The following is a 16,128-nucleotide window of genomic DNA, read 5'->3' as shown; positions in this document are numbered from 1 at the left end:
AACCATTAAACTAATAACTAAGTGAAGAAAATTTTAATTCTTGCTATACTAGCAAATTTTGTGCTATTGCCTGCAAATCTATTTGCACAATCTAAAAAGAAGAAATCAAAAAAAGAGGAAGCAACGGCTGTAGTTCCAGATAAAAAGCTAGAGTCAGCAATTAAAGAATATGGTAAAGTAATTACAAAGGAAGCAGTTTCTGATGAAGGACTTTTTACAGTACATAAAGTAGATAAAAAGTACTATTTTGAGATTCCGAATAAATATTTAAACAAGGACATGCTTTTGGTAAGTAGATTATCAAAATTGCCTTCTAATTTAGGTGGAGGATATGTAAACGCTGGCTCTGAAACCAATGAGCAATTAATAGTTTGGGAGCGTTTTCAGGATAAGATTCTTATTAAATCTAAATCATATAATGCTGTTGCAAATGATACGTTACCGATAAGTATTTCTGTTAAATCAAATAATTATGAACCTACATTATTTGCTTTTGATATAGTTGCTTTTAGTAAAGATTCTGCCAATACAGTTATCGATGTGACTAAATTTTATAGTACAGACGTAAAAGCAATTAGCGGAATATCTGCAGAAATGCGAGAAGTATATAAAGTAAAAGCATTAGATGAATCCAGAAGTTTTATTAACGGAATGAAAAGTTTTCCGATGAATATTGAAGTTATTCAGGATATGACTTACAATGCTTCTAAACCCACAATGTTACAGGAAAGTGAAACAATAAGCATACAAATGAATCAATCGATGATTTTATTGCCAGAAGTGCCAATGAAACCAAGATTAGCAGATCCAAGAGTGGGTTGGTTTACTGTTAGTCAATATGATTATGGAAGTAATGAGTTGAAATCTGATCTTAAAACATATATCCAACGTTGGAGATTGGAACCTAAAGATCCTGAGGCTTATGCAAAAGGAGAATTGGTTGAGCCAATAAAGCCAATAGTATATTATTTAGATCCTGCGACTCCAGTAAAATTGAGAAAATACATTAAACTAGGAATCGAAGAATGGCAGAAAGTATTTGAAACAGCTGGTTTTAAAAATGCAATTATTGCAAAAGATGCTCCAACAAAGGAAGAAGATCCTGATTTTAGTCCAGAAGATATTCGCTATTCTGTGATACGTTATGTTGCTAGTACAACTAGAAATGCTATGGGGCCAAGTGTTTCAGATCCTAGAACTGGAGAAATTATCGAAAGTGATGTAATCTGGTATCACAATCACTTGCGTTCTTATAGAAATAGATATTTGTTAGAAACTGGTGCAGCAAATCCGTCGGCAAGAACTTTAAAGACAAGCGACGAAGAAATGGGGGAGATGATGCGTATGGTTATTGCACATGAAGTAGGACATGCATTGGGCTTTCCTCATAATATGGGAGCAAGTTGTGCTTTTGATACGGAGAGTTATAGAAATGGAGATTTTACGCAACAAAACGGAATTGCTGCGAGTATAATGGATTATGCTCGTTTTAATTATATCGCACAGCCAGGAGATGAAAACATTCGTTTTATTCGTAAAATGGGGGCTTATGATCATTATGCTTTAAACTGGGGATATAGAGTTATTCCAAACGTAAAGTCAGCTGAAGAAGAATTACCAACTTTAGACAAATGGATTCTTGAAAAAGCGGGAAATCCAATTTATAAATTTGGAAAACAGAGCAGTAGTTTTGATCCATCTTCACAAACAGAGGATATTGGAAATAATTCTATGAAAGCAGGTACATATGGACTTAAAAACCTAGAATATGTAGCCAGTCATTTAAATGAGTGGACAAGTAATGTTTCTAATAATTATGATGATTTAGATGAATTATATAAAGAATTATTAGATGTATGGAGCAGATATGTAGGTCATGTTGTGACCAATGTAGGAGGAGTTTATGAAAATCTTAAAAATCCAAATCAAGCTGGAAATGTTTATGAAGTGGTTCCAAAAGCAAAACAAATAGAAGCAATGAACTGGCTTCAGACTAATGCTTTTGCTTCTCCTACTTGGATTGTAAATATGAATACTTTAAAAAACACCAATTATTCAGGTTATACAGAACGATTTAGAAGTTTACAAGTTAGACATTTAAATAGTTTATTGAGTTTTGGTCGTATTGGCAGGTTAATGGATGCCGAAATAATTGGTACAGATACTTATAAAGCATTAGATTTTTTAAAGGATATGCGAAAAGGAATTTGGAAAGAAGCCAATGCTGCAACTAATGTAACTATATACAGAAGAAATTTACAGCGCGCTTACATTGATAGAATGGCATATTTAATGACTGAGGAGATTAAACCATCAGATAGAGCAACAGAGTATTATAATGTTGCCCAGTCTGATATCAGAGCTTTAGTTAGAGGTGAATTGAATGTTTTGAAAAAAACACTGACAACAGCAAAAGCAATGGCTGTAAATACAGAAACAAAATATCATTATGAAGATTGTATTAAAAGAATTGATTTAGTTCTTAATCCAAAATAATTAGATGTTCTATAAATAAAAAAGAGGCCTTTCGGCCTCTTTTTTATTTATAGTTTGTTTTTTCTCTCTTTCATTTTGTCTTTCATCTTTTCTTTGTTTTCATCTCTCATTGCAGTCCATTTTTTGTATTGTTCGGCATTTAAGATTGATTTCATTTGAGCTTCAGTAGCTGTTTTTTCATCCATTATCTCTTTTTTAAGAGCTGCTTTTTCTTCGGCAGTTGGTTTTATACTACTGTCTTTTCTGGCTTTACGCATTTCCATGTGTTTTTGCGCTTTGGCACTTCTGTCAGCTAGTAACTTTGCAACTTGAGCTTGTTGGTTGGTATCTAGATTTAATTCGGTAGTCAGTTTTTTTAAATGTTTCTCATTCCGTTGTTCAGGTGTCAACCTTTCTCTTTGTTGTTTAACAGGTTGAGCAGCATCTTGAGCAAAGCTTACCATTCCAACGAACAATAAAGCAGCGATAAATAATTTTTTCATGATTTTTTTGTTTTAAAAGGTTATTGATGTTAGACATTTATAAAATAAATAGGTTTAACACATTTTTTTTAATTATAATTTATTTAACAGCCGATAAAATAAATTTTGTTTCTTAAATTCGCATTGTGAAAAAAATGGTCTTCATATTGATTCTAGCTATTTTTCTAAAACCAGTATTCCCGGTTATAGAATATATTGTCAATTATGATTACATTTCGACGGTACTTTGCGAGAATAAAGCGCAGCCTGTTATGCAGTGTAACGGAAAGTGTCATTTAATGAAAGAATTGGCCAAAGCTGCCGATACCGAAAAGCCTTCTTCGTCTGATAAAAAAAACACCCTTCTGGATAAAGTCGATTTAATGTTTGAATCGACAAACGCATTTGTATTACAATTTTATCCAAACAATACTAAATCACAAATCAATGCGGCTTACGCTAATTTGTATTCGCATCTTAATGCCGATTTGTTTTTTCATCCACCTGCACGTATTTCTTAAATTTTAATTAAAACACTTTTGTGTCCTGCTATTTCATTTGACTATTGTCATTTGAGGTAAGCCTATGCACATACTATTTTAAATATCTATTAAGAATATACAACTCAAAAATGAAAAAAATATTATACAAAGCAGTAGCTATTTTGGCTATAACTGCTACTATTTCAGCATGTTCAAGTGATGATAATAATGAATCAGTTTCTGGAACTGGTAAAATCGGATTAAAATTTGACAACTCATTTGGATCAAATGATTTAATTCTGGAAACGCAAGGAAATAGAACTTCTAATAATGAGGTTTTAAAAATTACTAACGTTAAATACATTGTAAGTAATATTGTCTTGACAAAAACTGATGGAACAACTTTTACATACCCAAAAGCAAAAAGTTATTTTATTGCTGACGAAGCCACTGAGGCTGGTTACAAATTTATCTTATCGGATGTTCCTGCAGGAGATTATACAAAAGTAAAATTCGGAATAGGAGTAGATAAAGAACAATGGCAATTGGGTGCGTCTGGACAAGGTGATTTTCTTGCACAAGCTCAGGCTGCTGGAATGTTATGGAACTGGACTGCAGGATATAAATTTCTTGCTTTCGAGGGTAATTTTACTTCAGAAACTGTTACAACTGCTATTCCTTTTATGATTCATACTGGACAAACAGGAACGGATTATAACTATACAGAAGTAACGCTAGATTTCCCGACTAAAGCTTTGGTAAGAACTAACATTTCGCCAGATGTACACATTATAACCGATTTGTCTAAGATTCTTGACGGACCTAACAAAATCAAGCTTTCAGATTATAATATGGGCGGCATGGGAGCTATGATTATGGGCGGAGCTGCTTTGCCTTTAATTACTGCCAATGTAGCCACAATGTTTAGAGTAGATCACGTACACAACGATTAATTTCATTTTTAGGAGCACAAAAGTTATTTTTCATTAGGAACTCTTGTCCCGCATCCCGATAGCTATCGGGATACTATGTCTTTTTTATTTAAAAAAAAATAAAAAAGAATACCGTAGGAATTGGGGTTAGAAATGAGCTTTTGTGCTTCTTTTAAAATTTAGAAACCATGAGAATAAAATATTTTCTTTGGGTTATGATTCCGTTATTATACAGTTGTAGTGATCAGGATGATGAATATATAAATGTGCCTTTAGACTTTAAAGTGCCATCTAATTTCCCCGCTTTAACTTATGATATTACTGCAAATCCACCAACTGTAAAAGGATTTGAACTAGGTAAAAAACTTTTCTACGATGGACGTTTGGCTTCTGATGGAATTGTTTCTTGTGGTTTTTGTCATATACAGGAAAACGCATTTACACATCATGGGCACACAGTGAGCCATGGAGTTGGGGATGCATTGGGAACCCGAAATGCACCACCAATTCAGAATTTGGCTTACCAAGCGACTTTTATGTATGATGGAGTAACTAATCATTTAGACTTGCAGCCAATAATTCCGTTAACGAGCGATATCGAAATGAATGGTAATTTAAATACTATTCTAGAAATGATGAAAGGGGATAAAACCTACCGAACTTTATTTGGACAAGCTTTTACCAATGGTGCAATTACTACCGAGAATATGTTAAAAGCACTTTCGCAATTTATGGTAATGGTAACATCTTCTAATTCGCGTTTTGATAAATACCGCCGTAATGAAACAGGAGGAACGCTTACAGCCGATGAATTGGCAGGATATGCATTGTTTAATTCTAAATGTGCTTCATGTCATGCAACTGATTTAATGACCGATGATTCGTTTCGAAACAATGGTTTGGCAGTAAATCCAAAAGTAAATGACGTGGGACGTTATAAGGTTACTGAATTGGTTAGTGATTATTATAAATTTAAAGTGCAGAGTTTACGAAATGTCGAAGTTTCGGCTCCCTATATGCACGACGGACGATTTGGAACACTAGAAGCTGTTTTGGATCATTATGCCAGCGGAATTGAAGCTTCGGCAACTTTAGATCCAATTTTGAGGCAAAATGGAAAACTAGGTATCCAACTTTCAGAAATGGATAAGAAACAAATTATCGCATTCCTGAAAACATTAACCGATCATCAATTCTTAACTGATAAGCGATTTTCGGAGTTTTAAGGTTCTTTCTAACAGGCTTTTTAAATTTGTTAGGATAAGATATAATAAAAATTGGAGTTTTAGCCCCGATTGTAGTGTAAAGCCTTTTTGAGAAAAGCCCTTATTTTTTCTTGGGTTTACAAAGTGACCAGCGGAAACTTTGTAAACATATAGAAAAATGGGATTTTAAGAAAAGCTTGCAACGAAAAGCGGGTCCCGATAGTTATCGGGAGCTCCTAAAAAAATAATAATAAAATGAAAAAAATAATAGTTTTAAGTTTAGTTTTAGTTTGCAATTTTACTTTTGCTACAACAGTAAAAGATAGTATTTCGAGCTTTACATTTCAGCGTTTGGCAATGATGGAAGACTTTGATTGTGATGCTTGTGGCTGTTCTGCAAGTGGTGGGAGCATGGGATTTAGCTCGATGTTAAATACTAATTTTGTCGGAATACGTTATTTCAACCAAAGTTATACGAGTCGCGATGGTATTTTTGCTAACTCTCCCTGGATAGATGAAAATTTTAATACAGTTCAGGCTTGGGCAAGGATTCCTGTAAGCAAGAGAGTTCAGATTTCGGCATTGGTTCCTTATCATTTTCATAATCGAGAATTAACCACAGGAACGGAAAGTATTTCGGGATTGGGAGATATTTCGGTAATGGCACTTTATACAGTGTTTGAAACGCAAAAAGACAGTACTGTTTTTACGCATAAAGTTGAATTTGGTGGAGGAGTAAAAATGCCAACAGGAAGGTTTAATGAAGCGAATAACGCAGGAAGTGTAAATAAAAGTTTTCAGTTAGGAACAGGAAGTTGGGACTATTTACTGGTTTCTGAATATGTAATTAAGAGAAAAAATCTGGGGTTAAACACCATGTTGAATTACGTTATAAAAACCGAAAACGAACAAAAATACCAATACGGAAACCAGTTTAATTATTCGGGAACGTTCTTTTACTTGTTTGATTTGCCATCGGTACAAATAGTTCCTCAGCTAGGTTTTGCGGGTGAAGTTTATGCTACAAACAGACAACACGGATTAGACTTGCCAAATACAGCGGGAGATATCCTGTTTGGTAAATTTGGATTAGAGGTTGGTAAAGACAAATTTTCGGTGGGTGTAAACGGAATGCTTCCTATAAACCAAAATTTATCTAGTGGCGCTATGGAAGCTAATTACCGCTGGAGTATAAATCTGAATTATAGTTTATAACGAGATACTAATTATTTAAAACTTCTATATCGGTGAGCTAAGAGCATTGATATGGGAGTTTTTTTATGTGTTAAATGAAATGGATGCTTAATTTTACTAAAGTTTAATTTATACAAATGAAATTAAGGAAAATAACAGTAGAGGATAACGTTTATCTCTATATAATGACTGGAAAGGTTGATTTACCAGCGCAGGAAGGAACATTGACGATAAAAATATTTTTAAAGGATTATAAGCTAAGTCCGTTATTAGTTGATTTTTTAACCTGGGATGATCCGATTATTGGTCTTCCTTTAAATTTTGGATTTCCGCTCTCTAAGCCATTAACTGGCGAAAAGGAAGTAGTTAATTTGAATAGACCTAAATATGTTAGAGAATGTATTTTATATGGTCTGCAAAAAGGATGGACAGGCGAAAATAAGCAGGAACCACTTGATGGATTAGAAATATTAGCTAATTTGGGATATGATGTTTCTGTTTTATCCGTTAAAAAAGGCGATACTAAATAAACGTTTTTTAATAATTTAAAGACTTCTATATCAATAAGTTTAAAGGCTTTTAAATATAGGAGTTTTTTTACGCATGATGGTTAAGGGAAATTACATCCTATTATGATGGTTTATAAGGATAGGTTTTTAAATTTGTGTAGCGATCAAACAAATTAAAATAGATAGAAGTAAAGGGAAAGAATGGAGTTTAATAAGAAAAGTAAAAATAGGGTTCTTAAAGCTGTTAATAGCGAAATGTCTTATAAGAAATTAACAGCTCCTGAGTTACATCAGTTTGTTCAACACTGGAATTATGATGATGGAATTGAGCCTTTTAATTGGATTGTAAAACAGAAAATTTGTGATAAAGGCACGGCTCTTTGTCTGTATTGGTTTCTTCAACCCGATTATTTCTACAAGTTTAAAAATGAGGATGAAATAAAAGAAGATGTAAATTATGAAACTTATAAGTTAATAAAAGAAATTGAAGAGAAATATTGTGCTGGTTTTTATGAGGATGAGAATTTTTCTTTCAATCCTAAAGATGAATTTCTGGATGAAAATTCTAACACAAAATGTATTCCTAAAGAAATGCTTGAGAAATCAGCAGGAACTGTTTTTGAACGCCAAGATATTGAGTTTGCATTTTTAAGAAAACCCAACGAGAAGGAATTAAAAACGATTGAGACTAAGATAAAAGATGCTATAAAGAGTATTCAGGTTTCAAATCCTGATTTTATTTATGGTGAAACCAATATTGCAATTCAAGCAATAATAGAAAGTGTTGAATACTGGAAAGGGAAAGAATTAGGAAAGATAAAAATTAATAACCTGTCTTACTTATGGATGGACTGTGTTCAGAAACAACACAATTGGGGTTGGATAATTTGGGATTGGGAAACTGGAAATAATGTAGGTGTAACAAACGCTACAAAAGAATTGACTTGTCTTGCTGATACAATTATAAGACACACAATTGATGGATTTATGCCAAGTACAATAATTGCCGATTTATATAAAGATTTGGAAGGAGTAACTAATTTTTACGATTTAAAAAAAGATCCTTATAGCGGTATTGGTTTGCTTTTTAGTACAGATCATATGAGTTTTAAAGATTTATAAGCAGGGTTAAAAAGAACGGAATATATGGAATCAATTATTGCGAAGAGAATAGAGAAAGCTTTTTTAAATGAGTTACCATTAGAATCATTAAGACAACTTACAATCGATTTGAATAAAGAGGGGATTGGCAAGGAAACTATCTTAAAAGAGTTTTATGAGTTTGATGCTTTTTTGATAGCGGAGGGAAGAGCTAATGAAATTGATATCCTTGAAGATGTAATAGACATGATGACAGGTTATTATGTAGGTCGAAATTTAGATTTAAAATAATCGGTAAAAAGCATTTTGTTTAAGGGGTAAATAATAAAGAAAGGTGCACTTGAAGTTTATAGTAATTTCACTTTTAAATAACGTCTTACATAGTTGAAATTGCTTAAGTTTGCAGTCCAATTTTAATAAATATAATATGTTTCAGAATAAAAATTTGTGGTTTGCTGTTTTAGTTTCTTTCATTTTTAGCTTTGGTTTTGCTCAGGAAAATGAATATTTATTAAAATTTAAAAATTCTAAAGAATTACAGAAGTTTTTAAATTATTCTAAAAAAACAATGCCATTGGTAAGTGCACATCGAGGTGGACCAACAGTTGGTTTCCCTGAGAATTGCACACCAACATTTGCCAATGCAATAAAGTACAATCCAACAATTGTAGAAACAGATATTGCTTTGAGTAAGGATTCAGTTCTGGTAATGATGCATGATAATACATTAGACAGAACAACAACAGGAACTGGTGTAATTGAAGGATATACGTATAAAGAATTACAAGAGCTTTTCTTAAAAGATACTGAAGGGAAAGTAACTCCATATAAAATCGAAACTTTAGATCAAATCCTACAATGGGGTAAAGACAAAGTAATTTATAACCTGGATATTAAAAAAGGAGTTCCGATGCAAATGATTATTGATGCAGTAAGAAGAAACAAAGCAGAGGCTTATTCAGTAATTATTACTTATAATGCAACACAAGCAGCAGAGGCTGCTAAGCTGGCACCAGATTTAATGATATCAGTTTCAGCTAGAGGAAAAGAAGATGTAGAGCGTTTGGAGAAATTAGGTGTAAAAGCCAATAAAATGATAGCATTTGTCGGTACTAAAGAACCAGCGCCAGAAGTGTATGAATATTTACACAGCCGAAAGATTTCTTGTATTCTAGGAACAATGGGGAATCTTGATAAAAGTGCTGCAGCCAAAGGAGATGAGTTATATTATAAACTAGTGGCTAATGGAGCAGATGTACTTTCATCTGATCGTAACGTAGAGGCAGGTAAACAACTCCTAAAATATGCGGATGATAAAAAATTAAAATCTAAGCATATTGTAGTTAAGAAAATAAAATAATATATAAAAAAAGAGCTTCAATCGAAGCTCTTTTTTTTTGCCTGTAAAATTACTTTGCGATTAATTGCTTAATTTTAATGAATAAACAATTCTAATTTTAAAGAAAGAGCCATATGGATTTAGATAGAGCAGCAGGTATGAATAAAATAACATTTTTCTCGGCTCAGCCATATGATAAAACTTTTTTTAATAAGCATAATTGTGAATTCGGATTTGATTTGGAGTTTTTTGAAACACAACTTAACAAACATACCGTAAACTTAATTCAGAGCTCAAATATTATTTGCGTTTTTGTAAATGATATTGTTGACGAAGTGGTAATCAAACAATTGGCAGAAAAAGGGGTGAGAATTATTGCTTTACGTTGCGCTGGGTTTAATAATGTTAATCTAGAAGTTGCAAAGCGATACGGAATTCATGTATGTAGAGTTCCTGCTTATTCTCCCGAAGCCGTTGCGGAGCATGCAATGGCAATGATACTTACACTCAATCGCAAAACTCATAAAGCGTATAACAGAGTTCGTGAACAGAATTTTTCTTTGAATGGATTACTAGGATTTGATTTGAATGGGAAAACAATAGGTATAATAGGAACAGGAAATATTGGGAAAGCTTTCTCTAAAATAGGAAAAGGTTTTGGTTGTAAAATCCTTGCTTATGATATTACTATAAATCCCGAAATGGAAAAAGAAGGCGTTGTATTTACCGATTTGGATACTGTTTTTAAAGAAAGTGATATAATCTCATTGCATTGTCCGTTAAACGAAAAAACAAAGCATATTATAAACAAAGGCTCATTGGCACAAATGAAAAATAGTGTTATGATTATTAATACAAGCCGTGGCGGATTAATAGAAACGGCAAGTGTTATTGAAGCGCTTAAAGAAGGTAAAGTAGGGTATCTGGGTATTGATGTATATGAACAGGAAGAAAAATTATTTTTTAGAGATCTTTCTGAAGATATTATAAAAGATGATGCAATCCAGCGGTTAATGAGTTTTCCAAATGTATTGGTGACTGCACATCAGGCATTTTTTACAAACGAAGCCTTAACCCAAATTGCACTTGTAACCTATAATAATATTAAAGAATTACTAATAAAAAAAGAAATCCAAAATAAATTGGCTTTGTTGGTGTAGAGTGGATTTACTAGGATGTAGTATGATTTATTTTTGTAAATTTAATGGTTGTAAAAAATAATAAAAATCATGAAAAAGACAATTTTAATAGGCTTAGCAATAGTTAGTTTGTACTCTTGCCAGAAAAAAGAAACTACTACCGATGTAGCAAAAGATATAGATTCAGCAACTGTTGATACAATAGTACAAACAGAAAATAATAACGATTCAATAATAGTAAATAATAAAAAAGCAATAGCAGATCCTAAGGTTATTGATTTGATCCGTAAACAGTTAAATACAGTATTATTGAAGAATGATTTGGCAGCAATGACAAAAGAAGATCGCTTTTTTTACTACGATGCTTTCGATTTAAATAATGATGAAAAAGACGAGTATATTGTAGGTCTTTCTAGTCCTTATTTTTGTGGAACAGGAGGATGTTCTGGTTTTATTTTAAAGAACGATGGAAGCTTGTTGAACAAATTTACAGTGACCGATTTTCCTATTTTTGTTGGAACAGGTACTTCAGAGAAATTCCGAGATCTTATAGTAAGCAGTAAAGGGATTTTGTATAATGTAAAAATGAAAAACGGAAAGTACCCTTCTAATCCTTCAGTTCAGGAAAAATGGAAAGGTGACGTTCCTGCAGAATCTCCTGAAATTTTAGATATAGATAATAAAAAATACGAGAAGATTTCTTTTTAAAGAGAAGATTAAACAAAGAAAAAGAGCTTCAATTGAAGCTCTTTTTTTATATCTTTTATTCTCGGAAATGTGATTGTAATTAGGTTGATTTTTCTTGTTTTGTTAGCCATTCTAAATCTTCTTCGCTTTTTTCTATTGAAGTAATTTCTTATGCACTCAATTGATGAAATTCTAATTTTAGTTTTTTATACTTTTTTAAGTTATTCATTGAAATATGATTTAATCGCGTGATGCAGTTATGACTTTTCTTTTAGTGTAATTTATTGATTTTTGTTTGTTCTTCTTTTATTTCTTTTCTCATTTGCATTTTGAGTTGATCAAATGATAATTGATATTTTTTAAAAAAAGTTTTTATTTCATAATTATGTTTTTCCATTTCTTCAATGCTGAATGTCATGAATTTGGGAAGGAAGTCATCTGTGAATTTTTTAAAAATTGTGTTATAATTACTTTTTACATCTTCAATTAGATCATATACTTCATCAGATGAATTTAAAATTGAAGGCTGAATTTCGATGTTTAATAATTGATATAAATCATTATACTTTTTTGAAATAGAACTAAATTTTTCATAAAAAGATTCAATTTCATTATTATTTAATTCATCATTTTTAGAATTAAATTCAAAAACAACCAGCAAGAAATCTTCAAAAATTAGATCACGAGTGTCTTTTGAATAATTACTTATTATTTTTAGTAGATTCTCGTATCCCTGGTGTTTTTGATTGTAAATAAATTCAGCTCTTTTATAGTTTAGTTCAATTTCTTTAAATTCATTGCTTAATTTAAGTTCAGATTTTAATTCTTTAGTCCTTCTTTTGTCAGCAAAAAAAATAGGAAGCCAACCAGCAAAAAAGGCTAATATAGGGATAGTAAATTTTAATAATAAATCCCAATCAATTCTACACATATGGATAGTTTTTAATTAAATTCTAATAAATGTAAAACAAAAAATCTGCCTAAAAGGCAGATTTTTTGTTAAATATAAAATAATAAAATTTACCCAACCAATTCGACAAATTTAAATTCGCCTTCAACTGCAACTTTAGTCAAACCGTGTTTTGACAAATTTTTCATTGCAGCGTCCCATTTTTTACCGCTTAAATTAGCTGTAACTTTTAGTTGTGCAAGATCCATTTTGTTTTCGTTTTCTTTAAGGAAGTGTATAATTGCTTTCTCTTCATCAGATAATTCTATAGTTTGTTTTTTCTCTGGACGCATTTGTGGGAACAATAATACTTCTTGTATAGAGGCATTATTGGTTAAGTACATAATCAAACGATCCATTCCGATACCCATTCCAGATGTTGGAGGCATACCGTATTCCAACGCTCTTAAGAAATCTTCGTCGATAATACCATTAGCTTCATCATCACCTTTTTCAGACAAACGCATTTGGTCTTCAAAACGCTCACGTTGGTCAATTGGGTCATTTAATTCAGAATAAGCATTTGCTATTTCTTTACCACAAACCATTAATTCAAAACGTTCTGTAAGTTCTGGATTGTCACGGTGCTCTTTACACAATGGCGACATTTCTTTAGGATAATCAGTGATGAAAGTTGGCTGAATGTAATTCCCTTCGCATTTTGCTCCAAAAATTTCATCAATTAGTTTTCCTTTCCCCATTGTTTTGTCAACTTCAATTCCCATTCCTCTTGCAGCATCGAACAATTCTTCTTCTGTTTTACCAGAAATGTCAAAACCTGTAAAGTGTTTGATAGAATCGGTCATTGTAACACGAGCGTAAGGTGCTTTAAAGTTTATTTGGTGTTCACCAAAAGTAACTTCGCTGGTACCATTTACTGCGATAGCACAATGCTCAAGTAAACCTTCAGCAAATTCCATCATCCAGTTGTAGTCTTTGTAGGCTACATATATTTCCATTGCAGTAAATTCAGGGTTATGTGTTCTGTCCATTCCTTCATTTCTAAAGTTTTTAGAGAACTCATATACACCTTCAAAACCACCAACAATTAATCTTTTTAAATACAATTCGTTTGCAATACGCATGTAAAGCGGAATGTCAAGCGAATTATGATGCGTGATAAATGGTCTTGCCGAAGCTCCTCCTGGAATTGATTGTAAAACCGGAGTTTCCACTTCAAGATAACCTGAATCATTAAAATAGCCACGCATAGCGGTATATAACTTCGTACGTTTGATAAAGTTTTCTTTAACTTGAGGATTCACTGTTAAATCTACATAACGCATTCTGTAACGTAACTCAGGATCATTAAATGCATCGTGTACATTTCCGTCTTCATCTACTTTTGGCAAAGGAAGCGGACGCAATGTTTTACTTAAAAATGTAAATCCGTCAACACGAATACATTGTGCACCAACTTTGGTAGTAAACAATTCACCTTCAATACCAATGAAATCACCTAAGTCAGTTAATTTTTTAAATACCTGATTGTACAACGTTTTATCATCACCTTCACACAAAACATCACGATTAACATATAATTGAATACGTCCTTCGCTATCTTGTAATTCAGCAAAACAGGCTTTTCCCTGATCTCTCACACTCATCAAACGTCCAGCAACAATAACCTTCTTACCCTCTTCAAAAGACTCCTTAATTTGCTTTGAAGTGTGATTTACAGGAAAAAGATTAGCAGGATAAGGATTGATTCCTAAGTTGCGTAAGTTTTGAAGTTTTTCTCTTCGGATGATTTCTTGTTCAGATAAGGCCATTATATACTGTTTTTTAAGTGTGCAAAGATAGTCAAATTTGAAAAAGTGGCAATTTCAAAATTTGAAAATAATTGTAGTTTTTTCAGAACGAGAAATATTGCGATTTTATAAGGAGTTTTTTGTGAGAGAAGAGAGAAGCAAGAACGGTTTCAGGTTTCTAGTTTCAGGTTAAAATAGTACTTGTGTTTTCTTTGTGATTTTTCTATAATAAACTTTGCGGCATAGCTTTTTTCATACAAAAACTTCAGTACATTAGCGATTCAAATTCTAAGGCTCTAAATTAAAACATGAAAAAATATTTCTCCTTTTTTTTACTCATAATTCTTTTTACAAGTTGTCAAGTCACCGAAACGATTTCTTTAAATGCTGATGGGAGTGGAACTATCAATGTGGTTCAGCTTAGAGATGAGCATAGCTATATGCTTTCGGCGGGAGAAAAATATTCAAAAGAAGAACAATTCAAAGATACAGCTTATGTTTTTCAGGATTACATTACAAAGTACAACGAGACGTTTTTTAAATATACACAGTCAGAACAGCAGTTATTTCAAAAATATGCAAATGTAAAAGTGCATGTAAAGAAGAGTTCTTTTGACAAGGAATTTAAAACTATTATTACATTTCCTTTTACCAAAATAGACGTTGTTCCGAATTTATATAACACAGAAGATTATGCAAATGATCTTGAGAATAATTATGCGCTTACAGCCGAAAAACATTTTTTTGATGTACAATATAGTTTTGATGGAACAGTTTTTAAACGGACTTTGAATGTTATCAATGAAGCTGAAATTGAAAAAAACAAAAACCAAATAAAGGATTTTAAATCCAAAACCCATTCCTTAGATTTAACGCTAACTTACTCGCTTAAATATAATTTCCCTCGTAGGATAAAATCGGTTTCGAATGCTGCGGCAATACTTAGTTCGGATAAAAAATCATTAACACTTACGCTTCAACTTTTAGATTGTTTGCAAGACCCAGCGAGTACTAATCTAGAAGTAGTTTTAGAATAAAACAGAAATGTGGTGTCTATAGAACTTAGCATCTTTCTTTCTCTATTTTTAAATAGACTTCGTATCTTTGAAGAAAAATATAATCTACATATGAGACTATTAAAATTTCTTAGTTTTTCCTTTTTATTAGCAACTTTAACGAGTTGTACTTTTACAGAAAACATCAATATTACAGATAGCGGAACAGGTAAATTCTCGTTAGAGATGGATGGATCGGCACTTATGAAGATGGCAGGGGAACAATTAGGAAATGAAGTGAATGATTCAAAACAAAAGATCGATACCACTTTTTCTTTTAAAGAAATGTTTAAAAATAAGAAAGATAGTATTGCTAAACTTTCTCCAGAAGAACAAAAAGAACTTAAAAAATTAGAAAACTTTTTGGTTAATATGAAGATGAATACAACAGAAAATCAGTTTTTGTTGAATTTAAACTCTGATTTCAAAAATGTAAACGAACTTCAGGATATGATGAAAAGCTTGAGTGCAATTCAAAATATTGAAAAAAATAAATCATCAGATGCCAAACTGCCTTTCGATGGTAATTTTAGTAATAATAGTACAGTTAGTTATAATTACGATGGAAAAAAGTTTAATCGAAAAGTTGTTTTAAATCCTAAAGAAACTATTAAGCCTGTAGCTGATTCATTAGGAATGAATAAAATGATTTTTGCTTCTTCGACTTATATTTTAAAATATAATTTCCCGAAAAAGGTGAAAAAAGTATCTAATAGTAATGCTGTATTTAGCGAAGATCGTAAAACGATAACTATCGAATACCCTTTTACCGATTATATGGAAAATCCAACTAAAATGGCGCTAGAAGTAGAGTTTGAAAAATAATAT

Annotated in this window: 16 protein-coding genes; 13 read left to right on the top strand and 3 right to left on the bottom strand. The window is 32.0% G+C overall.

Features of this window, described 5'->3' with window-relative positions:
* Positions 1–21 precede the first annotated feature (21 nt).
* Positions 22–2,496 carry a zinc-dependent metalloprotease gene (locus OIU80_RS02320; RefSeq protein ID WP_264285481.1) on the top strand — a complete coding sequence of 825 codons (2,475 nt, stop codon included), beginning with the start codon at positions 22–24 and terminating at the stop codon, positions 2,494–2,496.
* Between the two features lie 47 nt (positions 2,497–2,543).
* On the opposite strand, the gene OIU80_RS02315 is transcribed toward OIU80_RS02320, so the two are convergent.
* Entirely contained in the window at positions 2,544–2,978 is a 435-nt protein-coding gene (locus OIU80_RS02315) for a hypothetical protein (RefSeq protein ID WP_264285480.1), read from the bottom strand.
* Positions 2,979–3,112: 134 nt separating this feature from the next.
* On the opposite strand from OIU80_RS02315, the gene OIU80_RS02310 reads away from it, so the two are divergent.
* From OIU80_RS02310 to OIU80_RS02265, 10 genes are all read left to right on the top strand, one after another.
* Positions 3,113–3,478: a hypothetical protein gene (locus tag OIU80_RS02310; RefSeq protein WP_264285516.1), complete on the top strand. Its 366-nt coding sequence runs from the start codon at positions 3,113–3,115 to the stop codon at positions 3,476–3,478.
* A 110-nt stretch (positions 3,479–3,588) separates the two neighbouring features.
* Positions 3,589–4,392, top strand: coding sequence for an MbnP family protein (locus OIU80_RS02305; protein ID WP_264285479.1), 804 nt, complete (start codon positions 3,589–3,591; stop codon positions 4,390–4,392).
* Positions 4,393–4,559: 167 nt separating this feature from the next.
* Entirely contained in the window at positions 4,560–5,597 is a 1,038-nt protein-coding gene (locus OIU80_RS02300) for a cytochrome-c peroxidase (protein WP_264285478.1), read from the top strand.
* 234 nt (positions 5,598–5,831) lie between these two features.
* Entirely contained in the window at positions 5,832–6,791 is a 960-nt protein-coding gene (locus OIU80_RS02295) for a transporter (protein ID WP_264285477.1), read from the top strand.
* A gap of 164 nt (positions 6,792–6,955) precedes the next feature.
* Complete coding sequence (locus OIU80_RS02290) at positions 6,956–7,300, top strand: hypothetical protein (RefSeq protein ID WP_264285476.1); 345 nt, start codon at positions 6,956–6,958, stop codon at positions 7,298–7,300.
* Positions 7,301–7,480: 180 nt separating this feature from the next.
* Positions 7,481–8,401, top strand: a complete 921-nt coding sequence (locus OIU80_RS02285) for a DUF4274 domain-containing protein (protein ID WP_264285475.1) — start codon at positions 7,481–7,483, stop codon at positions 8,399–8,401.
* A 24-nt stretch (positions 8,402–8,425) separates the two neighbouring features.
* Entirely contained in the window at positions 8,426–8,671 is a 246-nt protein-coding gene (locus OIU80_RS02280) for a hypothetical protein (protein ID WP_264285474.1), read from the top strand.
* Between the two features lie 136 nt (positions 8,672–8,807).
* Entirely contained in the window at positions 8,808–9,740 is a 933-nt protein-coding gene (locus OIU80_RS02275) for a glycerophosphodiester phosphodiesterase family protein (protein ID WP_264285473.1), read from the top strand.
* 113 nt (positions 9,741–9,853) lie between these two features.
* Entirely contained in the window at positions 9,854–10,879 is a 1,026-nt protein-coding gene (locus OIU80_RS02270) for a 2-hydroxyacid dehydrogenase (protein ID WP_264285472.1), read from the top strand.
* Positions 10,880–10,948: 69 nt separating this feature from the next.
* On the top strand, positions 10,949–11,566 hold the full coding sequence (locus tag OIU80_RS02265) for a hypothetical protein (RefSeq protein ID WP_264285471.1): 618 nt from the start codon (positions 10,949–10,951) through the stop codon (positions 11,564–11,566).
* A gap of 250 nt (positions 11,567–11,816) precedes the next feature.
* Here OIU80_RS02265 and OIU80_RS02260 read toward each other — a convergent pair whose 3' ends face one another.
* Both OIU80_RS02260 and lysS read right to left on the bottom strand, forming a co-directional pair.
* On the bottom strand, positions 11,817–12,476 hold the full coding sequence (locus OIU80_RS02260) for a hypothetical protein (protein ID WP_264285470.1): 660 nt from the start codon (positions 12,474–12,476) through the stop codon (positions 11,817–11,819).
* Positions 12,477–12,565: 89 nt separating this feature from the next.
* Positions 12,566–14,266, bottom strand: a complete 1,701-nt coding sequence (gene lysS, locus OIU80_RS02255) for a lysine--tRNA ligase (RefSeq protein WP_264285469.1) — start codon at positions 14,264–14,266, stop codon at positions 12,566–12,568.
* Positions 14,267–14,553: 287 nt separating this feature from the next.
* Here lysS and OIU80_RS02250 point away from each other — a divergent pair, with 287 nt between their 5' ends.
* Both OIU80_RS02250 and OIU80_RS02245 read left to right on the top strand, forming a co-directional pair.
* Positions 14,554–15,282 carry a hypothetical protein gene (locus OIU80_RS02250; RefSeq protein WP_264285468.1) on the top strand — a complete coding sequence of 243 codons (729 nt, stop codon included), beginning with the start codon at positions 14,554–14,556 and terminating at the stop codon, positions 15,280–15,282.
* Between the two features lie 90 nt (positions 15,283–15,372).
* Entirely contained in the window at positions 15,373–16,125 is a 753-nt protein-coding gene (locus tag OIU80_RS02245; protein WP_264285467.1) for a hypothetical protein, read from the top strand.
* Positions 16,126–16,128: the final 3 nt, after the last annotated feature.

The organism is Flavobacterium frigoritolerans, assembly GCF_025847275.1.
Taxonomy (GTDB): Bacteria; Bacteroidota; Bacteroidia; order Flavobacteriales; family Flavobacteriaceae; genus Flavobacterium; species Flavobacterium frigoritolerans.
The sequence above is the reverse complement of the archived record's forward strand: the minus strand, read 5'-3'. Positions and strand labels throughout refer to the sequence as shown.

What these genes read in the sequence shown, in the direction of transcription:
- OIU80_RS02245 (WP_264285467.1), top strand. Translation starts at nt 15,373, where the DNA reads ATGAGACTATTAAAATTTCTTAGTTTTTCCTTTTTATTAGCAACTTTA.
- OIU80_RS02290 (WP_264285476.1), top strand. Translation starts at nt 6,956, where the DNA reads ATGACTGGAAAGGTTGATTTACCAGCGCAGGAAGGAACATTGACGATA.
- OIU80_RS02285 (WP_264285475.1), top strand. Translation starts at nt 7,481, where the DNA reads ATGGAGTTTAATAAGAAAAGTAAAAATAGGGTTCTTAAAGCTGTTAAT.
- OIU80_RS02295 (WP_264285477.1), top strand. Translation starts at nt 5,832, where the DNA reads ATGAAAAAAATAATAGTTTTAAGTTTAGTTTTAGTTTGCAATTTTACT.
- lysS (WP_264285469.1), bottom strand. Translation starts at nt 14,266, where the DNA reads ATGGCCTTATCTGAACAAGAAATCATCCGAAGAGAAAAACTTCAAAAC.
- OIU80_RS02315 (WP_264285480.1), bottom strand. Translation starts at nt 2,978, where the DNA reads ATGAAAAAATTATTTATCGCTGCTTTATTGTTCGTTGGAATGGTAAGC.
- OIU80_RS02265 (WP_264285471.1), top strand. Translation starts at nt 10,949, where the DNA reads ATGAAAAAGACAATTTTAATAGGCTTAGCAATAGTTAGTTTGTACTCT.
- OIU80_RS02300 (WP_264285478.1), top strand. Translation starts at nt 4,560, where the DNA reads ATGAGAATAAAATATTTTCTTTGGGTTATGATTCCGTTATTATACAGT.
- OIU80_RS02310 (WP_264285516.1), top strand. Translation starts at nt 3,113, where the DNA reads ATGGTCTTCATATTGATTCTAGCTATTTTTCTAAAACCAGTATTCCCG.
- OIU80_RS02275 (WP_264285473.1), top strand. Translation starts at nt 8,808, where the DNA reads ATGTTTCAGAATAAAAATTTGTGGTTTGCTGTTTTAGTTTCTTTCATT.
- OIU80_RS02280 (WP_264285474.1), top strand. Translation starts at nt 8,426, where the DNA reads ATGGAATCAATTATTGCGAAGAGAATAGAGAAAGCTTTTTTAAATGAG.
- OIU80_RS02305 (WP_264285479.1), top strand. Translation starts at nt 3,589, where the DNA reads ATGAAAAAAATATTATACAAAGCAGTAGCTATTTTGGCTATAACTGCT.
- OIU80_RS02270 (WP_264285472.1), top strand. Translation starts at nt 9,854, where the DNA reads ATGGATTTAGATAGAGCAGCAGGTATGAATAAAATAACATTTTTCTCG.
- OIU80_RS02260 (WP_264285470.1), bottom strand. Translation starts at nt 12,476, where the DNA reads ATGTGTAGAATTGATTGGGATTTATTATTAAAATTTACTATCCCTATA.
- OIU80_RS02250 (WP_264285468.1), top strand. Translation starts at nt 14,554, where the DNA reads ATGAAAAAATATTTCTCCTTTTTTTTACTCATAATTCTTTTTACAAGT.